Origin of the sequence: Sphingorhabdus buctiana (assembly GCF_042680825.1) — a bacterium.
Classification (GTDB): Bacteria; Pseudomonadota; Alphaproteobacteria; order Sphingomonadales; family Sphingomonadaceae; genus Sphingorhabdus_B; species Sphingorhabdus_B buctiana.
Map to the genome: position 1 here is coordinate 290748 of NZ_JBHUEL010000010.1, position 24260 is coordinate 315007.

The window sequence follows — 24260 nt, forward strand, 5'->3', positions numbered from 1 at the left end:
TTTTTCTGTTTTGGCCCCAACCCGCGACGGCCATGCAAGCGACTACGCCGGCACTGGATTATGCGGCGGAGCAATGCGTCTCTTATAACCGGGCGACCTCTGACAGTTTCAACCTGGTCAATAACTGCGATGCCCCGATCGAGATTGCATTATGCGCCGAAGCGGAGAGCGGGGCGTGTACGCAGCCGCAGAATTTCGTCCGCCATATTGTCACCGCGCGCGGCCAATTGCCCAATACATTCCGTTCGTTGCAAATCCTGAACGTCTTTGCATGCAAGTCACCAGCCGTCGTGCAGCTTGGGCAAGGTGGGCTTGCCGGTTGCGACCCGACCGGCCTAGCGAACCTGCCAATCTTGCTGGCCTCGTCGCTCAAGAACGCCGCGTCGATCATCACCGCCAGTGATTATCCCGCTGGCGTGGCCGCCGAAGGTAATACGCGCTTTGAAATGCGGGTTGGGGCGGATGGCAAGCCGCAGAATTGTTTTATCACGGTTTCGTCAGGCAAGGATGCGCTCGACAAGGCGACGTGCAACGCGTTCATGAAGCGGGCTCGATTTACTCCCGCAAAGGACAGCAGCGGTCGGGCAACCGACGGTCGCTATCGTGGTAACGTCACCTGGAAGGAACGATGACACCCGCTTTCGCCGCAATCGGTTCTGCTGTCGCGATGACATTGATTATTGGCCTGCGCTATCTGGCGACCAGTGGCTTTTTTGCCTGGCTGACCGGCAAAGTGCAGCCCGGGCTATATGCAAAGCTCGATAAGCAGATGAAGCGCGAGATTTACTGGTCGCTGCTTTCGGCGGGGATTTACGGCATACCGGCCGGAGTTGTTGCATGGGGCTGGCAAAATCTGGGCTGGACGCAGATTTATACCGACATCGGCAGCTATCCGTTCTGGTACATCCCACTTTCGGTGCTGCTGTACCTATTTGCCCACGACACATGGTTTTACTGGACGCATCGCTGGATGCACGAGCCGCGGCTGTTCCGCATCGCCCATGCCGTCCATCATGAAAGCCGCCCGCCGACAGCATGGGCGGCGATGAGTTTCCATCCGTGGGAGGCTTTGACCGGGGCGATCGTAATTCCGGCGCTGGTCTTCCTTATTCCGATCCATGTCGAGGCGCTTGGTTTCGTGCTGTTCGTGATGACGCTGATGGGCATCACCAACCATATGGGGTGGGAGATGTTTCCGCGTTCGATCGTTCATGGACCGTTGGGCCAATGGCTGATAACCGCGACCCACCATCAAAAACATCATGATGCGTATAAGGGGAATTATGGGCTCTATTTCCGTTTTTGGGACCGGCTTTGCGGCACCGATCTTGGCCTTGGCAATTTTGGCCGGGCAGGGCGCAGCGCAAGCGGCGGATGATGCGTCGTTGACCGTTTCGGTCAGCGGGCTGCGCAATGAAAAGGGGCAGGTTCATGTCTGCCTTACGGCTAATGCAAAGGCTTTCCCCGATTGTTCCAAGGACCCGGCAGCTATCAAACGCACGGTGAAGGCGAGCGCGGCTGCATCGATCCAGTTTGAAGGGATCCGACCAGGCACTTACGCCCTGTCGCTCATCCATGACGAAAACGGCAATGGAAAGCTCGACACCAGCTTGGCCATTCCGCGCGAAGGCTTCGGATTTTCGCGCAATCCGAAAATTGCCTTCGGCCCGCCCAAATTCGCCTCGGCCGCCTTCGCACTGCAGGGAAGTGTCACGCAGGGCGTTAAAATGAAATATATGCTGTGATCTTCACATTTTGATTTTGGTCAATTGCAAGTTGAAACGCACCCGCGATTATCTCCTCCGAATAGAGGAGATGGAAAATGCTGGACACATTGGAGCGCAACGAGTCGGCAGGTTCGACCGGAGATACAGAACATTTTGACGTCCTGATTGCAGGCGCCGGCATTTCGGGGATCGGCTCGGCCTATCATTTGCAGCAGCAATGCTCGGGCAAAAGCTATGTCATCCTGGAAATGAAGGATACATTTGGCGGCACGTGGGAGACGCACAAATATCCCGGCGTGCGTTCCGACTCGGATCTCTACACCTTTGGCTATCGCTTCAAACCCTGGATTGGCGCGCCGATCGCAAGCGCCGACGAGATCCTCAAATATATGGGAGAGGTGATCGAGGAAAACCATATCGGCCCCAACATCCGCTATGGCCACCGCATCACTGGTTGCAAATGGTCGAGCGCCGACAATCGCTGGACGGTTGAGGCAATCCGGCTTTCGGATGGCTCAAAGGCCGTCTTCACCTGCAACTTCCTCTGGATGTGCCAGGGATATTATGACCATGAAAAGCCCTACATTCCCGATTGGGAGGGGCTGAGCGACTATAAGGGTAAGTTCGTCCACGCCCAATTGTGGGACCCGCGCACTGATTATGCGGGCAAGCGTGTGCTGGTGATCGGGTCTGGTGCAACCGCCGCGACGGTGGTTCCGGCCTTTGCCGAAAAGGCCGCGCATGTGACGATGCTGCAACGCTCGCCGACCTATTTCTATTGCAGCGAAAACAAGAATGAACTGGCGGATCGGTTGCGCGAAATCGGCATCGATGAACCCACCATCCACCGCGTGGTGCGGGCGCAGATCATGTACGACCAGGATATGATGACCAAGCGCTGCCAGACCGAGCCGGAGGTGGTGTTCGAGGAACTCAAAGAGCTCGTCCGCGCCTTCACCGGTAAACCCGATTTCGAGTTTGAGCCGCATTTCACGCCCAAATATCGCGTGTGGCAGCAGCGGCTGGCCTTCTGCCCGGAAGGCGATGTTTTCCGCGCCGCCGTCGAAGGCAAGCTGACCGTGGTGACTGACACCATCGACCGCTTCACCGAAAAGGGTGTGCGCACCAGTTCGGGACAGGAAATCGAGGCTGACATCATCGTTGCCGCCACCGGTTTCCGCCTTTCAGTGATGGGCGACATCCCGTTCAGCGTCGATGGCAAGCCGGTCAATTGGAACGATACCGTCACCTATCGCGGAATGATGTTCACCGGCGTTCCCAACATGGCGTGGGTGATGGGCTATTTCCGTGCGAGCTGGACGTTGCGTGTCGACATGATGGGCGATTTCGTCTGCAACCTGCTCAACCATATGGACAAGATCGGTGCCAAGCGCGTCGATGTCCAATTGCGGCCCGAAGATGCCGGAATGCCGCTCTCCCCGTGGATTGAGGAGGATAATTTCAATCCCGGCTATCTGATGCGCGGGCTCGATAAGCTGCCCAAGCGCGGCGACAAGCCCGAATGGCGGCACAACCAGGATTATTGGGCTGAAAAGGACCAGATCCCGGCAACCGATCTGACCGGAGCCGAATTCAAATATAGCTGACACGCATCAGGACAGGACCAAGCCCATGAACATTCCAGCCCATCTGGCCCAGACCATAGTCGACTCGCGGGCCTATGCTGCCGGCGATCCGGTTGACGAAGCATTCCGCACCATCCGCGCCGAAATGCCGCTCGCTGTGGCAGAGCCGGAGGGGATGGAGCCGTTCTGGGTGGTCAGCCGCCATGCCGATATCATGACGGTCGAAAAGCAGCCCGATGTCTTTCACAATGGCGACAAGTCGACTTTCCTGACGCTCAAGGAAATGGAGCCGATGGTGCGCTTCATCACCGGCGGCGAACCCAATCTGGTGCGCAGCCTCGTCTCGCTTGACGGTCAGGAACATAAGGATTTGCGGGCGGTGGTTTTCCCCTCAGTCACACCCAAGGCGTTGCGCGGGTTGGAGGATGATATCCGCAAGATCGCCAAATCCTTCGTTGCCGAAATGCTCGAAAAGGCGCCCGAATGCGATTTCGCCACCGATGTTGCCTTCCTCTATCCGCTCCGCGTCATCATGACCGTTTTGGGCGTACCGCAAGAGGATGAGCCCTTCATGCTCAAGTTGACGCAGGAATTGTTCAGCAGCGCAGACCCGGAACTCAACCGCGACCGCAAGGAAGTGAATCCTGCCGAAGCATTGGATGGCCTGCGCCGGACGATGGAGGATCTGGAAGCCTATTTCGGTGTCGTTACCGAGAAATTCCGCACCAACCCCACCGACCAGGTCAACAGCCTGATCGCCAATGCCAAGGTCAATGGCGAATATCTCAACCGCCGCCAGCTGATGGGCTATTACATAATCGCCGCGACGGCAGGGCATGACACCACGTCTAACACCACCGCCGGCGCGATGTGGGCGCTCGCCGAACGCCCGCACCTGTTCGAGCAGATGAAAGCTGATCCAGGCAAAGTGAACGCCTTTGTCGAGGAATCGATCCGCTGGGTGGTGCCAGTGAAGCATTTCATGCGCAGCGCGACGCAGGACACCGAAGTTTCCGGGCAGAAGATCAAGGCGGGCGACTGGATGATGCTATCCTATCAATCCGCCAACCGCGACGAGGCGGTATTCGACGATCCGTTTGAATATCGCATCGACCGTGAACCCAACCGGCAGATTGCCTTTGGATATGGCGCGCATGTCTGCCTTGGCCAGCACCTCGCGCGCATGGAAATGCGGATACTGTGGGAAGAGCTGTTCCCGCATTTGAAATCGATCGAACTGGCAGGCACGCCGCAGCGGACAATTTCCAACTTCGTCTGCGGCCCCAAACATGTCCCCATCCGCTTCACGCTGAATTGAGATGGCAGAGCCGTTCAAACGCTTTCGCTGCACCTATTGCGGGCAGGAATATGACGAGGCCGAAGGCTGGCCGGACGACGGCATCGCCCCCGGTACGCGTTGGGAAGATGTGCCCGAGGATTGGTATTGCCCGACTTGCGGCGCGGAAAAAGCCGATTTCGAGATGATCGAAATCGGCTGATCCTTCAGTTCAGATCGCGTTGACAGGCAATTTGAAGTAAACATGCCCGCCCGGTGATGCCGGCGGCATCGCGCCTGCCCGGATGTTGACCTGCAACGAGGGCAGGATCAGCAGCGGAGCTTCCAGCGTTTTGTCACGCGCGGTGCGCATTGCCACGAACTCGGCTTCGCTTATGCCATCATGGGCGTGGATATTCCCGGCCTTCTGATCGGCAACGGTGGTTTCCCAACGATAGTCGGTCCGGCCCGCAGGCAGATAATCATGGCCGACGAATATCCGGGTTTGCGGGGGCAGGGCGAGTATTTTGCGGATTGACCGGTACAAGGTCGCAGCATCGCCGCCGGGAAAATCTGCGCGCGCAGTGCCGTAGTCCGGCATGAACAGCGTGTCGCCCACAAAAGCCGCATCGCCGATCAGGTAGGTCACACAGGCGGGGGTATGCCCCGGCGTGTGCAGGACACCAATTTCAAGATTGCCCAATGGCAGGGTTTCACCTTCGCGAACCAGCTGGCCAAAGGCGCTGCCATCAGGTTTCACATCGTCGGCTTCGAACAATGCGCCAAACACGCCCTGCACATGCGTAATCTCTGATCCGATAACGATCGGAGCGCCGGTCTTCTCGTGAAGATAATGCGCCGCGGAAAGATGGTCGGCATGGGCGTGCGTTTCGAGCAGCCAATCGAGCGTCAGGTCATTCTCGTCGACATAGCGCAACAGCGCATCTGCAGACTGAGTGGAAGTGCGCCCGTTACGCGGCGTGAAATCAAGCACAGGATCAATGATCGCCGCCTTCTTGGTCGCGGGATCGTGTACGACATAGCTGACCGTGAAGGTTGAGGGGTCGAAAAAGCCTTGAACGTGAGGATTCATGAGTCGTCTCCTTATGATCTATATATTAGCACTTGCTAAATTAGAATCAATGCATATAATGAGGCCATGTTCGATTTGGCTCGCTTTGACCTCGCACTGTTCGAGGAAAGCGCCGGACGCGCGGCTGCGCTGCTCCGGCTGCTTGGCAATGAAAAAAGGCTGATGGTTCTGTGCCAGCTTGCCGACGAGGAATTGTCGGTGGGCGAATTGCAGCGCCGCGTCAGCCTTTCGCAATCTGCTTTGTCGCAGCACCTAGCTTTGCTGCGCGAGGAAGGCGTGGTTTCTACCCGCCGCGAGAGCCAGACGATTTACTATCGCATCGCCGATCATAGCGCGCTGCGGATCATCGAAACCCTGGCGGAGCTGTTTTGCCCGCCCGAAATGAGGAAATAGCCATGACTGCAAGTTTGCACAAATTGTCACCGCAGGCCGTGCGCGAGCGGCTTGATGCAGGTCGCGCGGTGCTTGTCGATATTCGCGAGCCTGACGAATATGCGCGCAGCCACATCAAGGGCGCACAATCGCAGCCGCTATCGCAATGGGAAAAGGCGCATCTCACCATCGATCCTGATGCTGATGTGATTTTCACCTGCCGTTCGGGCATGCGCACCGCCGGGGCATGCGACCGACTGGCCGCGCGAGTTACAGGCGAAGCCTTTGTGCTCGATGGAGGCCTCAATGCCTGGGAAAAGGCTGGGCTGCCCGTTGAAACCAATGCCGATGCTCCGCTCGAAATCATGCGGCAGGTGCAAATTGCGGCCGGTTCGCTGGTTTTGATCGGCGTTCTGCTTGGCTTCCTTGTTGCACCAGCATGGTTCGGGCTTTCGGCCTTTGTTGGTGCCGGCCTTACCTTTGCGGGCGTCACCGGCTTTTGCGGCATGGCGCGTCTGTTGATGCTGATGCCGTGGAACCGGGTGAAAGCTGCCTGACATGGTCTGGGAAACGCTCCTGCTGGCGGGGCTTGGCGGCGCGCTGATCGGGCTGCTGCTGACGCTGTTCGGCGGGGGTGGTTCTGTTCTGGCGACGCCCTGGCTGATCTATGTGGTCGGCGTGGTTGATACCCATGCCGCCATAGGCACCTCGGCAGCGGCGGTGGCGGTTAATGCCGCAACCGGGCTTGCCGCGCAGGCGCGGGCAGGGCGGGTCAAATGGCCGTGCGCCGTCACCTTTGGCATAGCGGGACTTGCCGGTTCGCTGGTGGGTGCGCAGTTCGCCAAACAGGTGGATGGCAAGGCGCTGCTGATGTGGTTCGCCTTTGCGATGATTGCGATTGCCATTTCGATGCTCATCCCGAAGAAAAACGAAGGCGACCCCAATGTCCATCTGACACCGCCGATGGTGCTCAAACTAGCACCTGTGGGTTTGCTCGCCGGGCTTGCCGCAGGCTTTTTCGGCATCGGTGGCGGATTCCTGATTGCCCCCGGATTGATGGCGTCGACCGGCATGACGCTTGCCAATGCCAGCGCCTCTTCGCTGGTTTCGGTCACGCTGTTCGGTAGTGCGACCAGCCTGTCTTACGCGGCGTCCGGCCAATTGTTGTGGCCGCTTTTTGCTGCGTTGGTGGTGGGGGGCGGTGCCGGCACTTTAGCCGCCATACCGCTTGCCAAAAGACTGGAAAAACGCACTGCGCTCGCCCGCACCATCTTCGCCTTGATGGTGATAGCGGTGGCGATTTTCATCCTGCTGGGCTGAGTGCCTCGCGCCAGCTCGGCCCCAGCACGGGATCGACTACTACCTTTGCATCCCCGTCCAACGCAGCATAGCGCGCGCGCAGATCGGCGAGACATTTGACCTGATATTTGAACGTGCCCTGCTCATAGGGCAGGCCCATGGCCGTCATCGCGAATGTTTCCGCGCCGCTTTGCGCCGCTGCCGCATTGGCGAGCAGGAAAGGGGCATAGACTTCGCCAGAAATGCGCACGAGCTCCGTAACCACGGGCGCAATGGTATCTTCCCACTCTCCCTCGACGCCGGACATGTCATCGACATGGGCCAGCCAGCGATAGCTATAGGGGAATTCGGCGCGCATCATCGCCTGTGGGGTCGGGTCGGTGCCCAGCTGCGACAGCTGGCCAAAGATCGAGAATTCGGCAAGGCTGGGGCGGGTGCCAAACAGGCTGTGTCGGTTCACGACATGCGCCTCAAGCGCCGCAAGCACCGCCTTGGTACTTGCCTCGATCAAGGGGAAGTTTTCGCGGGTGCAGCCGACGATGGCCATCCGACCGACCTGCCGGGCACGAAACGCCTCGGCAAATCCTTGGCTCGTCTGGAGTCCTCCGCCTTTGAGATTGTCGAATGCCAGCCAGCGGCTCATTTGAACCTGGTCGACTTCTTCGAGCCAGCGATAACCGAACATCGCCTTGGTCAGCCATTCGTCGGCAAAATCCTCCAGCAAGTGCGCAAGGAATGCCATCGCCGGTGATGGCGGGACGACCGACCGCTCTGCATGGCGTTCCTCAAGATCATAGACCAATGGTGTGGAATCATTGGCAAAATGCCCGTCTGGATACTGCAGCACCGGGATCACCGGCGCCTTGACCTGCTGCAATGCATCGCGTGCCGCCGCGCCATCCTTCCAGATATGGGTGATCCGGCGATAGCGCAGCAGGGCGCGCATCTTCATCGAATAAGGTGATCCCAGTGCGCCATAGAGCGTGTACATAGAAATTATCCTTGTCGGCGGGCGGTGGGATCGGCGGGCCACCAGGGCGTCGCCGGCATATCGCTCGACACCTTGCTGGGGAAATTCGGCGCCCGCTTTTCAAGGAAAGCCGAAACACCTTCGTGCACGTCCGCGCCTTTGCCCAACGCGATATTGAGCGGCGCATCGACCGCAAGCGCACCCGACGGATCGGCATCGGTCGAGAACCGCCACAACAGGCGGCGGGTGAGCGCAAGGGCCACGGGCGAAGTGTTGGTCGCAATTTCCATCGCCAATTCGCGTGCGCGCTCGTCGAGCTGCTCGGCCGGGCAGGTTTCAGCCAATAGGCCTTTTTCCAGCGCTTCGGCGGCGGGCACCAGTGCGCCGGTCAGGCACCATTTGAGTGCTTGGCTGAGGCCTACGATTTGCGGCAGGAACCATGCCGACCCCGCCTCTGGCACCAGACCGCGGCGGGTGAATACGCAGCCGAATTTCGCATTGTCGGCAGCGATGCGGATGTCGCACGGCAAGGTGAGTGTAAGCCCGACACCCGCAGCCGAGCCGTTGAAGGCAACGATGGAGGGTTTGCGGCAATTCATGATCGCAGCGATGAAATTGGCGTTGCGGCCCTCGCTGCGCCCTCCGAAATTCTTAGCGCCTTCACCGCTTTCGGTGTCGAACGATCCGGCACCTGCCGAAACATCCGCCCCCGCGCAGAACACGCGGCCCAATGCGCTCAATATCACCACGCGGATCGAATCCTCCGCATCGGCATGGTCAAATGCGGCAGCCAGTTCAGCGCCCATCGTCGCGGTGTAGGCGTTCATCGCTTCGGGGCGGTTGATGCGCACCCAGAGGATCGGTCCCTCCTGCTCCACCACCAGCGTGCTGTAATTGCTCATCGGCTCAGGCCTCCATGATCTTGACGGGCATTGCGGTGAAGCCATGCAGGAATGGGCTCGCAAGTCGTGTGGGCTTGGCTTGCGGGACGACCTTTCCGGGCAGTTTGAGCATCTGTTCGATCACTGCGTGCAGTTGCACTTCGGCCAGTCGCGCGCCGACGCAGCGATGAATGCCGTGACCAAAGCCGACATGACGACGGGCATTTTCGCGTGCCACATCGAACCGCTCGGCGTCCGGGAAAATCCGTTCATCGCGGTTGGCCGAAATGTACCACATCACCACTTTTTCGCCCTTGCCTATGCGCTGCCCGGCAAGCTCGGTGTCTTCGAGGGCTGTCCTGCGCATATGCGTTACCGGTGACTGCCAACGGATGATTTCCTGTGCGGCGTTGGGGATCAGCGACGCGTCCGCACGCAGCCGGTCCAATTCGCTCGGATATTTGTCGAACGCCTCTACCAGTGCAGACATCGAATTGCGGGTGGTGTCGTTCCCGCCAACAATCAGCAGCGCGATATTGGCGATCCGCTCCATCGCGTCCATGTTCCCCATCGCTTCCGAATGCACCATGCGGCTCAAAAGGTCGTCGGTGGGTGGTTTGCTGCGGCGGTCTTCGAGTTCGCGGTCGAACCGGGCGAGCATCTCGCCCATCTGCACCAGGAACTGGGCGCGATATTCCTCGTTGAGATTGTCTTCCGATACGCCGCTCGCCCAATCGGACCAGCGTTTGATATCGCGCCATTCCTCGAACGGCATGTCGAACAGGATGCAAAGCATTCCCAATGTGAGCGGCAGCGACACCCGTTCGACCCAATCAAATTCCTCACCGCGCGGAAGTTCAGCAAACAGCTTTTCGGTCCGCTCGCGCACCAGTTTCTCGAGCTTCAATATCTGGCTCGGGCTGAATGCAGGGGCGATGACCCGGCGCTGCGCGGTGTGGATCGGCGGATCTTGCGCGATGAAATTGGGGAAACCTTCACCATTCACCGCTTCGGCAATGGTGATGTTGCCCATATCCCAGCGAGAGCTGAACACTTCGTGGCGCAGTTCGACTTCCTGCACCAGATCATGCGTCACCACCGACCAATAGGCGCCAAAGGGGCTTTCCGGACGCCAGCTTAGCGGCATTTCTGCACGCAGTTTGGCAAAAGGCTCCCGCCACTGGTCCTCGGTGTAAATGGCGTTTGCGCTGACTTCGAACGGGTTGATCGGGCGGTTATCGGCTAGGGTCGCCATGGCTCAAGCCTCCTCCATTTCGCGTGCAGGCACGGGCAGGGCATTGCCATTCGCGGCTGCACGCTTGGCTCCTTTGTCGAGTTCCTTTTTCAGCGCGCGGACATAATGGTCGAAATCGAGCTGGATGGTATGCCGCCGCGCGGCATAATATTGGCCGGTGTAATAATCCTCATCAGCGGTAATGATGCGGCGCATTTCATCTTCCGAAGGCGGCGCATATTTGCCGGCGAGATAGGCCGCGACAAGTTTCGATTGTTGCTCGGCAAAGTTGACGAGCGTCGGTAGCGGCTGGGCCAACCCCATATAGAAAAGGTCGGGCACACCCGGTTTCATGATCCGTTTGAACAATGGCGGCGGTCGGTTGTCGCTGTCAGCGGTGAACGCCGGATTGTCGAAGAAGGGGAAGCTGATGTCATAGCCGGTGGCCCAGACGATGACGTCGATCTTCTCGCGGCTGCCATCGGTGAAAATGAGTCCGTCACCATCCAGTCGCTCGACCGCTGGCTTCATGTTGATGTCGCCGGAGCCAGCACGGACGAGGAACTCGCCTGACACCGTCCCATGGCTTTCAAACGGGCCGATTTCCGGCTCGGGCAGTCCATAATCGCTCATCTTGCCGACCAGTTTCTTGACCATTCGCGCGCCGAGCCACTGGCGCAACCCTTTGGGCATCCAGGCCGGTGCCGGGTTCTTGTCGAGCGGCTGGCCTTGATAATATTTCGGGAAGATCCAGACGCCGCGGCGGGTCGAAACGAAAAGCTTGTCGGCCATCGGTCGCTGCGAAAGCTCGCTCGCGATATCCATCGCACTGTTGCCCATGCCGACCACCAGTACGCGCTTGCCGATGCAGTTTACGGGTTCAAACGGGGTGCGATATTGGTGCGAGTGGATCTGCGCGCCATCGAAATGGCCCGGATATTCGGGAATGCGGGCAGCCCAATGGTGGCCATTGGCAACGGCGAGCGCATCATAATGCTTCGTCTCACCAGTCGACAAAGTGATTTCCCAACCGCCGCCATCGCGCCTTTGCGCCTTTTCGACGCGGGTGTTGAAGCGGATGTGCGGGCGCAGGCCGAAATGATCGACATAGTCATGGAAATATTTCAGCAACTGCGAATGGTGCGGATAATCGGGCCAGTTTGCGGGAACGGGAAAATCCTCGAAGGCAAGGCGCCATTTTGAGGTGTCGATGTGCAGGCTCTGGTAACAGGCCGACATGCCGTTGGGGTTGTTGTAATACCAGGTGCCCCCAATATCGTCCGACGCCTCGAATATGTCGAACGGAATGCCATAATCCTTGAGTCGCTTGGCAGTGGTAAAGCCGGAACAGCCGGCCCCGATGATGCACACCTTCGGCAGGTTCATGTCGCTATCTCCTCCCCGCAGATGCGGGCTCCATCGCGACTATGTTTAATCGCGCGATTAAAGTCTAGTCCTCTAAGACATATTCCTGTCCTGAACCCCGGACAGTCTGCTAGTAAGATGTTCCAAAGGGGGCGGATTGGATTGGAGTTTTCATGAATTTGCTGCGCCGCCTCCTTTTAGTGCCGCTGCTTGCGATCACTTTCCCGATTGCTGTTGCAGCGCAAGCTCCGCAAGGGCCGCCGCCGCCGGACGACAACAGCCTGACCTTGGGGTTTGGGGGCGGGATTGCCCCCGAATATGAAGGCGCAAGCAACTATGGCTTTCAGCCGGGCGGCATCATCCAGGGCAAAGTGGATGGTTTCGAATTCCAGGTGCGCGGAACCAATATCTATGTCGATCTCATCCGCGATTCGAACGACAGCGAGGTTAACCTGATCCTTGGCCCGGTGGCGCAACTTCGCTTTGATCGCACCAGCCGCAGCGATCTTGATGATCCGCGTGTTGCATTGCTCGGCACGCGCAAGACTGCGGTCGAACTGGGCGGCTATGTGGGCATCGGCAAAAAAGGGTTCCTGATTCCACCCGCCAGCCTGACGTTCGACCTCGCATTCGTGCACGATGTTGCAGGCGCGCATGACAGTTTCATCCTGACGCCCGGCGTCGCGCTTGCGAGCCCGGTGTCGCAACGCACCTTTGCGCGGCTGGGTTTCACCGCTGATTATGTCGGCAGCGGTTATGGCCGCACTTATTTCGATGTCGCACCTGTGATCGCACCCGGCCCTGTGCTGCAGCCCTATGCAACTTCAGGGGCAGGTTTCAAAAGCGTGGGATCAACCCTGTTGCTGGCGCACGATTTGGGCGGCGATAACCGCAAGGGTTGGGCGCTTTTCGGGCTGGCGGGCTATAAAAGGCTGCTGGGCCAATATGCCCGCAGCCCGATCGTTCGCGATGCAGGTGATGCTGACCAGTTTCTGGCTGTGGCGGGGATCGCCTATAATTTCTGAGGGTGTTGCGGCTCGCTCAACCCGCATGCATCTTGCCGACCGCGACTTCCATGAATTGTGGCTTGGTCCTGGGCGGATTCAACAGCACGACGTTGCTGCTTTTGCCATTCGGACCGGGTTCAATCTTCATGCCGGCCGCAGCCAGAGCATAAGGCGACGCCCGGTGGCGCGTGCAAAGGCCTCCAGCGCCGTCGCTGACCAGCGGCGTTTCAAATTCGACCGCAAAGGTGGAATCGTGCGTACGGTTGACGGTGCAGACCACCAATTGGCCGCCACCAAGATCAAGTACGAGATCGGTGCCCACGGCCACGCCCAACAGGCCTTCGATTCGCGCGCCGGTCTTGGAAAGGTCGCGCAGCAAGGCGTCGTATCGATGATCGTCGTGGATCACGCCGATGCGGCGGAATACGGAACGGCGTTCGCCGCGATGCCGCTCCGGCCCATCGGGCTCGATCCGGAAATCGCCGGATTTCATGCGCTCGACAATCGCACTCTGGGTGAGGGCCTTCGAATAAATCCAGCCCTGGATGTAGCGCGCACCCTTGGACTTCACGACATCGAGCTGGTCAAACGCTTCCACGCCTTCGACAATCACTTCCATGCCCAGCGCTTCCGAAAGGCCGATGATGGCGGCAATGATCTTGTCGCTGTTCTGGTCTTTCAGGGTGCAACTGTCGACAAAGCTGCGATCCACCTTCAATTTGTCGAACGGAGCGGATCGCAAATAGCTGAGTGATGAATAGCCGGTGCCGAAATCGTCGAGAGCCAGCCGAATGCCAAGTTTCTTCAAAAGGCTGAAGGTCTCCTCGACGGTTTCACTGTCACCCATGAACACGCTTTCGGTGAGCTCCAGCTCAAGCCGTCCGGCTTCAAGGCCGCTTGCTTCCAGCGCCTGAGTCACCGTCTCTGCAAATTCGCTATGGGCAAATTGCGCCGCCGACACATTGACCGCGACACGCACTGATGAAGGCCATGCAAGGGCATCTTTGCACGCCCGGTTGAGTGCCCATTCCCCCAATTGCAGGATAAGGTCGGATTCTTCCGCAATCGGGATAAAAACATTGGGGCCAATGGGGCCACGTTCGGGGTGTGTCCACCGCATCAGCGCTTCGAACACCACAACCATATTGTCGTCGGTGCGTACGATGGGCTGGTAATGCAATTCCAGTTTGTCTTCGGCGAGGGCGACGCGCAAATCTTCCTCGATTATGCGGCGTTCTTCGGCTTCGTCCTTGAGATCGACCGAATAAAAGCGGAACTGGCCACGACCGCCATTTTTGGAGGCGTAGAGCGAGAGGTCCGAATTGTGGATCAAATCATCCTTATGCACGCCGTCATAAGGCGAGATCGCAATTCCGACCGAGGTACCGATTGTCGCACGCTTGTCTTCGATGACATAAGGCTGCGAAACCATCTGAATGATCTTGCTGGCAAGTTCGCCCAGCTTACCGCGATCGTCGATATCGGGCAGGATGATCTGGAATTCGTCACCGCCCAATCGACCGACTTCGCCGCGATGGCCAACAACACGCTGCAGGCGCTTTGCCACCTGTTTCAGAAGCTCATCACCCACCGGATGGCCAAAGGTGTCGTTGACCTGTTTGAACCGGTCAAGATCGAGCATCATCAGCGCGCAAGAGCGGTTGGTGGACTTGTACGAAGCGAGGATCGATTCCAGCCGCTTGTTCATGCGGTGGCGGTTGGCAAGGCCCGTGAGCGAGTCGAATTCGGCGAGCCGCGAATCTTCAAGCTGTCGCTCATATTCGACCGTTATATCCTTGGCGCTGCCGCGATATCCGAGGAACTGTCCGGCCTTGTCGAACTTGGGCGTACCCGAAAGCGACCACCAGGTTTGCCTGCCTTCATGTTTGGAGCGTCCGACGGTGAGGCGCACCGTCTGATCGACCAGCTTGTTTCGTGCAGTGAGCTGGAAGTTAAGCGGTCGTGCAGATGACCCGCCGGGGCTGTCTGGATCGGTCTCGAAAAGTTCGACAAGCGGCTTGGTGAGCAGCTCATCGAGTGGTTTCTGGAGGTTTTCGGCGGCGTTGCTTGAAAGATAGACAAGTCGCGCATCGGCATCGGTGGCCCAAAGCCAGCTTATGCCGGCTTGCTCGAAATCATCGAGCAGTTCGAGCCGCTTTGATACGTCATCCGAGCGGATAACCGAGACAGAAGTTGCTCCATCCGCCTGTTGCGCGGAATTGCCTGTCCAGCTTCGCAGAATGTTTTTCACCGTATCGTTCCGATCTTGTGCCCTTTCGGGGCTTTGAATGCGCGTCTCCCGCCAGAATTCCTGCCATATTTTGGTTTATATTTTGCTAACCTGACGCAATTCCAATTTCTCCGTCGCGCATGCCGGGACAGCAAAAATCCCGTCTATGTTGCACTTGTCGTCGCCTGCAATGGCTGGCAATGCGATGACGATGCAGCAAAGCTTTACGATTTTCCCATTCGATCCGCCTGGCGATGTGGCCAAGCTGCGCGCCGAAGTGCGTGCGTTCCTTGCGCAGCATGAAGCGAAGCTTGGCGTGCCCAATTGTTGGGTCGTGGGCGATCCTGAATTCTCGCGCGCGCTGGGTGCAGCGGGTTTTCTGGGGATGATCCTTCCCAAGGAAGTCGGAGGGCACGAGCGCCATCCGCTCGAACGCTATGTGGTGATTGAGGAACTGTTGGCTGCGGGTGCACCTGTGGGTGCGCACTGGATTGCCGATCGCCAGACAGCACCCCTGATCCTGCGCTATGGCAGCGAAGAGGCGAAGCAGCGATACCTGCCCGGCATTTGCCGCGGTGAAATCTATACCTGCATCGGCCTGTCAGAACCCGGCGCCGGTTCCGACCTGGCTGCGGTTCGCACTTCGGCCCGGCAAACCGCCGAAGGCTGGCGCATATCCGGCCAGAAAATTTGGACCTCGGGCGCGCATTTGAGCCATGTCATGCTCGCCCTGGTGCGCAGCGAAGAGGGCAGTGAGCGCAATGCGGGCCTCTCGCAATTCCTCATCCCGATGGATGCGCCGGGCCTCACCATAAAGCCGATTATCGACATGGCCGGGGAACATCATTTCAACGAGGTGTTTTTCGACGATGTGCTGCTGCCCGAATGGGCGATGGTCGGGACGCGCGGGCAGGGCTGGGTGCAGGCAACGGCCGAACTGGCGCTCGAACGGTCGGGGCCGGAACGCTATCTTTCAAGCCATGTGCTGATGACCGCGTTGATCGATGCAGCCGGGCCCAATCCCGAACCGCAGATCAAGGCGCGGATTGGCGAACTGACCGCCGAATTGTGGACGCTGCGCCAGATGTCGCTGTCGACCGCCGCGAAACTCGCCGCCGGCGAAGACCCGATGGTCGAGGCGTCGATGGTCAAGGATCTTGGCAACAGCTTTGAACAGGCGCTGCCGCAGCGTGTGCAGGCTCTGGTCGATTGCCCGTCTACCCGCGATGACGATCTTGCACGGCTGATGCGGGCCTTGCTTATCGCCGCGCCGAGTTTCTCGCTGCGCGGCGGAACACGAGAGATCATCCGCGGTATCATCGCACGGGGGCTGGGACTGAGATGAGCGAACAACGTGCCCTATTGTGCGACACGGCGGAGGCGGTGTTCGCCGAAGCTGTGGTCGAGGGAATGGCCCCGATCGAGGCAGCCGGTTTCGATCAACTGCTCGTGCCTGAGGCAGAGGGCGGTTTTGGCGGCGATTGGGGAGATTTGTTCGCCGTACTACGCATCGCCGGTGCGAAAGTGCCGCATCTTGCGGTGGGCGAACGGATCGTCGGCGGAGAAATATCGCGCCCCATCGGCGCATTTATCCTTGTGGCGCAGGCCGCAGGCGCGATGGATGCTGCACTGGCGATGAGCATCGATTATGTGAACACCCGCCAGCAATTCGGCAAGGCGCTCGGCAAGTTTCAGGCCGTGCAGCAGGTGCTCGCCATTTTCGCAGTCGAAGCGGCGGCGGTGAATGTCGCTGGTGCTGCTGCGGCGGCTGCGCTCGATAAAGCGGGGGGCGATGCTGAACAGGCTTTGTTCGAAATCGCAGCGGCGAAGCTACGCACCAACAAGGCGATCGGGCAGGCAACCTCCATCGCGCATCAGGTGCATGGTGCCATCGGCTTTACCCGCGAATATGACCTGCACAAGCTCACGGGCCCGCTGCTCGATTGGCGATCGGATCATGGCAACGATGCCTATTGGGCTGATCTGCTAGGGGCGATGGCGGCCGATTTGGGCGGTGTCGGCCTATGGCATGAGGTCACCCGGCGCGGCTGACATATTTCTCCGGCCAGCTTTGACTCGGCGCTGCTTTCGGCTAAAGGCCGCAAGCTGTAACCTAGCCTGATTTTGGAGTTTTCCCATGCGCGCCGATGCGCAAGCCCTTGTCGACCGGATCGACGCTGCCCTAAACCTCGTCAAAATGTCGCTCGATTGGGATCGCGCGCTGCGCCGCCTTGATGAACTCAATGCGCGCGTTGAGGATCCCAAGCTGTGGGACAATCCCAAGCAGGCCGAAGAAGTGATGCGCGAACGCCGCCGCCTCGATGCGGCTGTGACGACGGTGCGTGAGATCGACGCCGATAAGAGCGGCACGGTTGAACTGATCGAACTTGCCGAAATGGAAGGTGATGAGGGCCTCGCCGACGAAGGCGTAGCCTCGTTGAAGGCGCTCGCCGACAGGGCAGATAAGGACAAGGTTTCGGCGCTGCTTTCGGGCGAAGCCGATCCGCTCGATACCTTCATCGAAATCCACGCAGGCGCAGGTGGCACCGAAAGCCAGGATTGGGCTGAAATGCTGTTCCGCATGTACACCCGCTGGGCGGAAAAGCGCGGCTTCAAGGTCGATACGATCGAGTATCAGGCAGGCGATACCGCCGGCATCAAATCGGCGACGATCCAGGTCAAGGGCGAGAATGCCTATGGCTATGCCAAGACCGAAAGCGGCGTCCACCGCCTGGTTCGTATTTCGCCTTATGACAGCTCCGCACGCCGCCATACCTCGTTCAGTTCGGTCTGGGTCTATCCGGTGATCGACGACAGCTTTGAAATCGACATCAACCCGGCTGACCTCAAGATTGATACCTATCGCGCTTCGGGTGCCGGTGGTCAGCATGTCAACACGACGGACTCGGCCGTTCGTATCACCCACGCGCCATCCGGCATTGTGGTGGCGAGCCAGGTGGACCGCAGCCAGCACAAGAACCGCGAGATTGCGATGGGCATGCTCAAGGCACGCCTCTTCGAAGCTGAAATGCGCAAGCGCGAGGAAGCCGCGAGCGCCGAACATGCGGCCAAGACCGACATCGGCTGGGGCCACCAGATCCGCTCCTATGTCCTCCAGCCCTATCAGATGGTGAAGGACCTGCGCACTGGCGTTACCAGCCCGACACCCTCGGATGTACTTGATGGCGACCTAGACGATTTCATCGCTGCAGCACTCGCGCAGCGCGTGACGGGCGAAGCCGTTTCGGTCGAGGATGTGGACTGAGTTCAAATCCGGCATTTGGCCAAGAATTGCCATCGCTGCTTGTTTAGCCTTGAAACCCCGGATTGAGTCCAGCAATGCAGTTTGCAAGGTTGGCCGATAATCTGGAGAGAGCAAGTGAGCGAGCATCAGGACTGGTTCCCCGTCCCCGAAAGCGCAACAAAGGATACGCATTGCAGCGCTGCAGAATATGATCGGCTTTATGCCGGGAGTATCGCTAATCCTGACAGCTTTTGGGCGGAGCAGGCGAAACGGATAGACTGGCTCGCGCAGCCGACGAAGATCGGCAACTGGTCTTACGATCCGGTATCGATCAAATGGTATGAAGATGGCGTATTGAACCTGTGTCACAACGCGGTTGATCGTCATGTGGCCGCTGGCAAGGGCGATGCGATTGCCTTCATCTTCGAACCTGACGAACCTTCGAAACCAGCGCGCAAGGTCAGCTATAGCGAGTTGCAGGCCGAAGTGATCCGCATGGCCAACACGCTCAAGAAAATGGGTGTAGCCAAGGGTGACCGGGTAACAATCTACATGCCTATGATCGTCGAAGGTGCGGTGGCCATGCTCGCTTGTGCCCGCATCGGAGCGGTGCATTCAGTGGTGTTCGGTGGTTTTTCGCCAGAAGCCCTCGCGGGACGTATCGAGGATTGTGCCAGCCGTTTCGTGATTTGTGCCGACAGCGGCGTGCGCGGGGGCAAGCATGTGCCGCTCAAATCCAATTTAGATGCGGCGCTGGAGCGTGTTTCAGGCGTCGAGGGCGTGCTGGTGATCGAACATACCGGCGATCCCTGCAACATGACTCCGCATCGCGACCATTGGTATCATGAATATGGCGCAGATGTGCCTGCCGAATGCCCGTGCGAGCCGATGAATGCCGAAGACCCGCTGTTCATCCTCTACACCTCGGGTTCCACTGGCAAACCAAAAGGCGTGCTGCACACTACCGGTGGCTATTCGGTGTGGACCGCTACGACCTTCCATTATGTGTTCGATTACAAGCCGGGTGAGGTCTTCTTCTGCTCGGCCGATATCGGCTGGGTCACGGGGCACAGCTATGTCGTTTACGGGCCGCTGCAAAATGGCGCGACCAGCCTCATCTTTGAAGGCATCCCCAGCTATCCAGACAATGGTCGTTTCTGGGACATTGTCGACCGGCACCAGGTCAACATCTTCTATACCGCGCCGACTGCCTTGCGCGCGCTGATGCGCGATGGCGATGGCCCGGTGAAGGCACGCTCACGCAAGTCGATCCGCCTGCTGGGAACGGTTGGGGAACCGATCAATCCGGAGGCTTGGCGCTGGTACCATGCGACGGTGGGTGAGGGGAAATTGCCCATCGTCGATACCTGGTGGCAGACCGAAACCGGCGGCACGATGATCACCACATTGCCCGGCGCGCATGGCATGAAGCCGGGCAGTGCAGGCCGCCCCTTCTTCGGCATCCGCCCGCAACTGGTTGATGCCGACGGGCAGGTCATTGCCGACGAAGGCGATGCGCGCGGCGATGTATCGGGCAACCTCTGCATCACGCATAGCTGGCCGGGGCAGGCGCGCACCGTCTATGGCGATCATGACCGTTTCGTGCAGACCTATTTCTCCACCTATAAGGGTAAGTATTTCACCGGCGATGGCTGCCGCCGCGATGGCGATGGCTATTGGTGGATTACCGGTCGTGTCGACGATGTGATCAACGTTTCCGGCCACCGCATGGGCACAGCCGAGGTCGAAAGCGCGCTTGTGTTGCATGACCGCGTGGCCGAGGCCGCAGTCGTCGGATTCCCGCACGAGATCAAGGGACAGGGCATTTATTGCTATGTCACGTTGAACGCAGGCGAAGAGCCAAGCGCGGAACTGGAAAGCGAACTTCGGATGCAGGTGCGGCAGGAAATCGGCCCGATCGCCTCGCCCGACCATATCCACTTCACCCCCGCTTTGCCCAAGACGCGGAGCGGCAAGATCATGCGCCGTATCCTGCGCAAGATTGCCGAGAATGATTTCGGTGCGCTGGGGGATACGTCGACCCTGGCCGATCCGAGCGTAGTCGACAGCCTGATCGAGGGGCGGCGGAACCGCTGAACCGAACTGGCTGCTTGTCGATAACTGAAGGAGCGGTTATGGCCGTTTAATCACGCGATTAAACGGAGAGGAAACATGAGCGCACGTCAAGGGCCGCTGAACGGCATCAAGGTTATCGAACTCGCTGGGATTGGCCCCGGCCCTTATGCAGGCCAATTGCTGGCGGATATGGGTGCGGATGTGATCGTCGTCGACCGGCCTGGCCCGGCACTGCCCAAGGCGGTCGACGGGCGCGGCAAGCGGTCGATCATGCTCGACCTCAAGAAACCCGAAGCAGTCGAAGCGCTGCTCAAAATGGTCGCAAGCGCCGATGTGTTGATTGAAGGTCTCCGCCCCGGCGTAACCGAGCGTATGGGCGTCGGCCCCGAGGCCTGCCATGCCGTCAATCCGAAGCTAATCTATGGCCGCATGACTGGCTGGGGGCAGACCGGCCCGTGGAGCCAGATGGCTGGCCATGATATCAACTATATCAGCATGACCGGCGTGTTGAATGCGATCGGCAAGGCCGGCCAGCCACCGGTGCCGCCGCTCAATATGGTGGGTGATTTCGGCGGGGGCACGATGTTCCTCGTCACCGGCATCCTCGCTGCGCTGGTTGACCGTGCGACAACCGGCAAAGGCAATATTGTCGATGCGGCGATTATCGACGGCACCCACAGCCTGATGAGCTTTGTCCACGGCATGGCGGGGCTCGGACAATGGCGCACCAACCGCGAGGCGAACTTGCTCGATGGTGCTGCGCCTTTTTATCGCTGCTATGGCACCAGCGACGGCAAATTCATGGCAGTCGGCTGTATCGAGCCGCAATTTTTTGCCGCGATGATGGAGCGGTTGCCGATCGACAAGGAAGCGTATGGCGGCCAGCACGATCAATCGAAATGGGCGCAGCAGCATAAGATGCTCGAGGAGGTCTTCGCCTCAAAGACCCGCGACGAGTGGGAAGCGACATTTGCGCTGACCGACGCCTGCGTCACCCCGGTGCTCGATTATGTCGAGGCCGCCTCGCACCCCGCCAATGCTGAACGCAAGGCAGTGGTGAAGGATGGAAAATGGCTGCACCCGCAAATCGCGCCGCGATTGTCGAGCCAGGAGCAGGCTGACAATTTCGTTATCGCATCGCGTGGTGGCGATTATTCGGCGGTGCTAGCCGAAGCGGGCCTTGCCACCTCCGATATTGAAACCCTCGTCGCCGGGGGTGCGGTCGTCACCGGCTAAGTTCCCAAAAATCCAAAGAAGAAGGGCCGGCCTCCATGGGGAGACCGGCCCTTTCTTTTAGCTATCGTCCGGATCAGAATTTGGTGCGGACGGTGATGCCATACATGCGCGGTTCTTCGACGAACGCGATACGCGAACGTGTGCCGCCACCGCCACGAAGCGGGGTGTTGGAGGTGATGCCACGGGTGATTTCGTTACCCAGGTTCGTACCCCAGACTTCAAAGGTGAAGCGCTCGCTCGGATCAGTGAATCCGAGGCGGGCGTTGATCTTGAAATAGTCTTCCTGACGGTCGAGCGGCAGCGGGACGATGGCGCCCGACGACAGGCGCTCTACGGCCTGGGTCGAAGTGCGGCGGCTACCCGAATAGCTTACGTTCATGTTGGCGGTGAGGCCCCAACCCGAGCTGTTCAGCGGGCCGTCATAGGTAATGCCGGTTACGCCTGCCCAACGCGGAGCGTTGGTAAGGTCCTGACCGCATAGCAATGCGACCGATGCAACGACAGCCGCCGGAACGCCTGCGGTGCAATTCTGGTCATAACGTGCCTTGGCATGCGTGACCGATGCATTGACGCTGATATAATCATGCAGGCGACCGAATACTTCGACTTCGAAGCCGCGTGAACGCGCACCAGCCACGTTGAAGGTGGTGAACTGCACGCCGGTGAATTCAAGCACCTGGAAGTCGCTCATATCCATCTGGAACAGGGCGATGTTGGCGTTGATCCGACCGAAGGTAGCCTTCGCACCGATTTCATATGCGTCGACCTTTTCCGAATCGAAGCGCGGATCGGCATAAATCGGCGCCGCGCCGGTGGTCAGCACGGCCGTCGAGTTGATCAGGTTGGCCGCGGTCGGGTCAAGGTTGAAACCACCCGATTTGAAGCCATGGCTGAAGCTTCCGTACAGCATCAGGTCGTCGTTCGGCTTGTAGGTAAGCTGAGCTGTATAGGTCAGTTCATCATCCTTGAACGTATTCGCCCATTCGCGTGGCAACGGAAGGAAACGGCTGGCCAATCCACCGCCGAGTGCTGCCGGTGCAGTCAGCGTCACCGGTGCCACGAACGGGAAGCAGTTCAGGCCGACCAGACCTGCGCGCAGCGCAGAAGGAACTGCTGCTGTAAGCACGCCGTTGACGCTCGCTTGGCAGGCGCCGTTGGTGCCCGAAAGTTGGTCGAAGCTCGCATCCTTCTTTTCGTCGACATAACGTGCGCCGAGGGTCAGGCTGAACTGGTCGGTGAAGCTGATCACATTGTGGGTGAAGACCGAGAATGTGGTGGCATTCTGTTCGAACCGGTTCACAGCATTTGCGCCGGCTGCGTTCACCGGAACGCCGCCATTGCCCAGAGCAGTGAGCGCGAACAACGGATTGACGCCAGCGGCGCTGCCGAAGTTACCCGCGCTGACGGCACGCTGGAAGTCGCTGCCAAGGGTCATGACACCCTGAGCGGTGATATCTTCCTTGCCGTAGAAACCACCGATCAGCCAGTCGAACTTGTCGTTGAACGCTGTGCCCTGCAGGCGGATTTCCTGCGTGAAGGTGGTGATGTTATCCCCGTTCTTGGGAAGGCCCGGAAGCGCCGTTGCGCCGCGGCGGCCCACCGAATAGTTCAGCACGGAGACAAAATCGTCCTGGCTCGATTCAGAAGCGAAGTCGCGATACGAGGTGATCGAGGTAAGCTTCGCGCCGCCAATGTCCCATTTCAGCTCGCCCGAAAGGCCCCATTGCTTGGCGCTGTTCAGGAACTGCTGACCATTGGTGGAAAGATTCTTCAGCGCGCTGAAACCAGACTGATCGACGCCATCATTGGTCAAGCCATGGAAGGCGAAGAAGGGCTGCAGTTCGGTTTCCCGAAGGATGACGGCATCGCAGCACTTTTCGTCGACCTTTGAATAGTCAGCGAGGATGCGGATGCTTACATCGGCGCTGGGCTCGACATAAAGTTGTCCGCGAAGCATCCAGCGATCACGATCGTTGCTTTCTGCGCCAGTGGAGCTCTTCAGGTAACCATCGCGCTTGCGCCAGGTGCCCGAAAGGCGAACTGCGGCAACATCCTGTGCGCGATCGGGGCGCTTACGCCAGCCTGCACATTCATGAAGTCGTAATTGCCGTAGGATGCGTTCACGAAACCTTCGAATTTCGACAGGCTCGGACGCTTTGTGGTGATGTTAAGTGCGCCGGCCGAAGTGTTGCGGCCGAACAATGTGCCCTGCGGGCCGCGCAGTACTTCGAGACGCTCAAGATCGACAAGGTCGCCAAGCGCAACACCGGGGCGCGACTGATAGACGCCATCGATAAATACGCCGACCGAGCTTTCAAGACCGGTATTGTTGCCGGTCGTGCCGACGCCGCGGATCTTGATCGACGTGCCCTGCGTTTCGGTCTGGGACGACTGGATATTGAAGCTGGGGGTGATCGACGACAGCGTCTTGATGTCTGCGATACCCTGACGTTCCAGTGTTTCCGGCTGGACTGCGGTTACCGCGATGGGAATATCCTGCACATCTGCTTCGCGCAGTGTAGCGGTGACAACGATGGGCTCGTTCTCATAGCTTTCTTCTTCCGCCTGTGCGTCTTGCGCATAGGCTGGCGTGATCGCGAATGTTGCGAGCATGGTTGAACTGAGTGCCAGTGCACTGAGTCGATTCAAACGACGCATATTACC

23 protein-coding genes are annotated in these 24260 nt (G+C 59.0%); 15 read left to right on the forward strand and 8 right to left on the reverse strand.

Annotation, left to right across the window (positions count from 1 at the left end; genetic code table 11):
- Positions 1-32 precede the first annotated feature (32 nt).
- The 6 genes from ACFSAG_RS12155 to ACFSAG_RS12180 all read left to right on the forward strand — a co-directional run bounded on the left by ACFSAG_RS12155 (position 33) and on the right by ACFSAG_RS12180 (position 4812).
- The gene (locus ACFSAG_RS12155) at positions 33-632 is read left to right on the forward strand and encodes an energy transducer TonB (protein WP_381515135.1); all 600 of its coding nucleotides are present in this window, start codon (positions 33-35) and stop codon (positions 630-632) included.
- Positions 629-1378 (forward strand): sterol desaturase family protein, encoded by a 750-nt coding sequence (locus ACFSAG_RS12160; RefSeq protein WP_381515138.1) that lies wholly within the window; start codon positions 629-631, stop codon positions 1376-1378. The genes ACFSAG_RS12155 and ACFSAG_RS12160 overlap by 4 nt, the downstream gene beginning before the upstream one ends.
- Positions 1335-1745 (forward strand): DUF2141 domain-containing protein, encoded by a 411-nt coding sequence (locus ACFSAG_RS12165; protein WP_374613502.1) that lies wholly within the window; start codon positions 1335-1337, stop codon positions 1743-1745. Before ACFSAG_RS12160 ends, ACFSAG_RS12165 begins: the two co-directional genes overlap by 44 nt.
- 77 nt (positions 1746-1822) lie before the next feature.
- Positions 1823-3334 carry a flavin-containing monooxygenase gene (locus ACFSAG_RS12170; RefSeq protein WP_381515142.1) on the forward strand — a complete coding sequence of 504 codons (1512 nt, stop codon included), beginning with the start codon at positions 1823-1825 and terminating at the stop codon, positions 3332-3334.
- A gap of 25 nt (positions 3335-3359) precedes the next feature.
- Entirely contained in the window at positions 3360-4631 is a 1272-nt protein-coding gene (locus ACFSAG_RS12175; RefSeq protein WP_381515146.1) for a cytochrome P450, read from the forward strand.
- 1 nt (position 4632) lies between these two features.
- A complete protein-coding gene (locus ACFSAG_RS12180; RefSeq protein ID WP_381515149.1) occupies positions 4633-4812 on the forward strand; it encodes a rubredoxin in 180 nt (59 codons plus the stop codon).
- Positions 4813-4821: 9 nt separating this feature from the next.
- On the opposite strand, the gene ACFSAG_RS12185 is transcribed toward ACFSAG_RS12180, so the two are convergent.
- Positions 4822-5682, reverse strand: coding sequence for an MBL fold metallo-hydrolase (locus ACFSAG_RS12185; protein ID WP_374613509.1), 861 nt, complete (start codon positions 5680-5682; stop codon positions 4822-4824).
- Positions 5683-5748: 66 nt separating this feature from the next.
- Between ACFSAG_RS12185 and ACFSAG_RS12190 the strand changes: the two genes are divergently transcribed.
- Genes ACFSAG_RS12190 through ACFSAG_RS12200 form a run of 3 tightly spaced genes read left to right on the forward strand, consistent with a single transcriptional unit; the run spans position 5749 to position 7374 of the window.
- Complete coding sequence (locus ACFSAG_RS12190; RefSeq protein WP_374613511.1) at positions 5749-6075, forward strand: ArsR/SmtB family transcription factor; 327 nt, start codon at positions 5749-5751, stop codon at positions 6073-6075.
- Between the two features lie 2 nt (positions 6076-6077).
- Entirely contained in the window at positions 6078-6611 is a 534-nt protein-coding gene (locus ACFSAG_RS12195) for a rhodanese family protein (protein WP_381515154.1), read from the forward strand.
- Position 6612: 1 nt separating this feature from the next.
- Positions 6613-7374 carry a sulfite exporter TauE/SafE family protein gene (locus ACFSAG_RS12200; protein WP_381515157.1) on the forward strand — a complete coding sequence of 254 codons (762 nt, stop codon included), beginning with the start codon at positions 6613-6615 and terminating at the stop codon, positions 7372-7374.
- Here ACFSAG_RS12200 and ACFSAG_RS12205 read toward each other — a convergent pair.
- The 4 genes from ACFSAG_RS12205 to ACFSAG_RS12220 are packed head-to-tail and all read right to left on the reverse strand — an operon-like array spanning position 7358 to position 11824.
- Positions 7358-8344, reverse strand: a complete 987-nt coding sequence (locus ACFSAG_RS12205) for a glutathione S-transferase N-terminal domain-containing protein (protein WP_381515160.1) — start codon at positions 8342-8344, stop codon at positions 7358-7360. The two genes, ACFSAG_RS12200 and ACFSAG_RS12205, sit on opposite strands and share 17 nt — an antisense overlap.
- Positions 8345-8349: 5 nt before the next feature.
- Positions 8350-9225, reverse strand: coding sequence for an enoyl-CoA hydratase-related protein (locus ACFSAG_RS12210; protein ID WP_374613518.1), 876 nt, complete (start codon positions 9223-9225; stop codon positions 8350-8352).
- Between the two features lie 4 nt (positions 9226-9229).
- The gene (locus ACFSAG_RS12215) at positions 9230-10459 is read right to left on the reverse strand and encodes a cytochrome P450 (protein WP_381515163.1); all 1230 of its coding nucleotides are present in this window, start codon (positions 10457-10459) and stop codon (positions 9230-9232) included.
- A gap of 3 nt (positions 10460-10462) precedes the next feature.
- Positions 10463-11824, reverse strand: a complete 1362-nt coding sequence (locus tag ACFSAG_RS12220; protein ID WP_381515166.1) for a flavin-containing monooxygenase — start codon at positions 11822-11824, stop codon at positions 10463-10465.
- 152 nt (positions 11825-11976) lie between these two features.
- Between ACFSAG_RS12220 and ACFSAG_RS12225 the strand changes: the two genes are divergently transcribed.
- On the forward strand, positions 11977-12828 hold the full coding sequence (locus ACFSAG_RS12225; RefSeq protein WP_381515169.1) for a MipA/OmpV family protein: 852 nt from the start codon (positions 11977-11979) through the stop codon (positions 12826-12828).
- Between the two features lie 16 nt (positions 12829-12844).
- Here the strand turns inward: ACFSAG_RS12225 and ACFSAG_RS12230 are convergent, their stop codons facing one another.
- Positions 12845-15061: a putative bifunctional diguanylate cyclase/phosphodiesterase gene (locus tag ACFSAG_RS12230; protein WP_381515172.1), complete on the reverse strand. Its 2217-nt coding sequence runs from the start codon at positions 15059-15061 to the stop codon at positions 12845-12847.
- A 154-nt stretch (positions 15062-15215) separates the two neighbouring features.
- Here ACFSAG_RS12230 and ACFSAG_RS12235 point away from each other — a divergent pair, with 154 nt between their 5' ends.
- The 5 genes from ACFSAG_RS12235 to ACFSAG_RS12255 all read left to right on the forward strand — a co-directional run bounded on the left by ACFSAG_RS12235 (position 15216) and on the right by ACFSAG_RS12255 (position 21596).
- Positions 15216-16385, forward strand: a complete 1170-nt coding sequence (locus ACFSAG_RS12235) for an acyl-CoA dehydrogenase family protein (protein ID WP_381515175.1) — start codon at positions 15216-15218, stop codon at positions 16383-16385.
- Positions 16382-17092 carry an acyl-CoA dehydrogenase family protein gene (locus ACFSAG_RS12240; protein ID WP_381515178.1) on the forward strand — a complete coding sequence of 237 codons (711 nt, stop codon included), beginning with the start codon at positions 16382-16384 and terminating at the stop codon, positions 17090-17092. Before ACFSAG_RS12235 ends, ACFSAG_RS12240 begins: the two co-directional genes overlap by 4 nt.
- Positions 17093-17177: 85 nt before the next feature.
- A complete protein-coding gene (gene prfB / locus ACFSAG_RS12245; protein ID WP_374613531.1) occupies positions 17178-18305 on the forward strand; it encodes a peptide chain release factor 2 in 1128 nt (375 codons plus the stop codon).
- A gap of 114 nt (positions 18306-18419) precedes the next feature.
- Positions 18420-20381 (forward strand): acetate--CoA ligase, encoded by a 1962-nt coding sequence (gene acs / locus ACFSAG_RS12250; protein WP_381515182.1) that lies wholly within the window; start codon positions 18420-18422, stop codon positions 20379-20381.
- Between the two features lie 75 nt (positions 20382-20456).
- A complete protein-coding gene (locus ACFSAG_RS12255; RefSeq protein ID WP_381515185.1) occupies positions 20457-21596 on the forward strand; it encodes a CaiB/BaiF CoA transferase family protein in 1140 nt (379 codons plus the stop codon).
- 73 nt (positions 21597-21669) lie between these two features.
- Here the strand turns inward: ACFSAG_RS12255 and ACFSAG_RS12260 are convergent, their stop codons facing one another.
- Positions 21670-23553 (reverse strand): TonB-dependent receptor, encoded by a 1884-nt coding sequence (locus ACFSAG_RS12260; protein ID WP_381515187.1) that lies wholly within the window; start codon positions 23551-23553, stop codon positions 21670-21672.
- A gap of 41 nt (positions 23554-23594) precedes the next feature.
- The gene (locus ACFSAG_RS12265) at positions 23595-24254 is read right to left on the reverse strand and encodes a TonB-dependent receptor plug domain-containing protein (RefSeq protein ID WP_381515189.1); all 660 of its coding nucleotides are present in this window, start codon (positions 24252-24254) and stop codon (positions 23595-23597) included.
- Between the last annotated feature and the right edge of the window lie 6 nt (positions 24255-24260).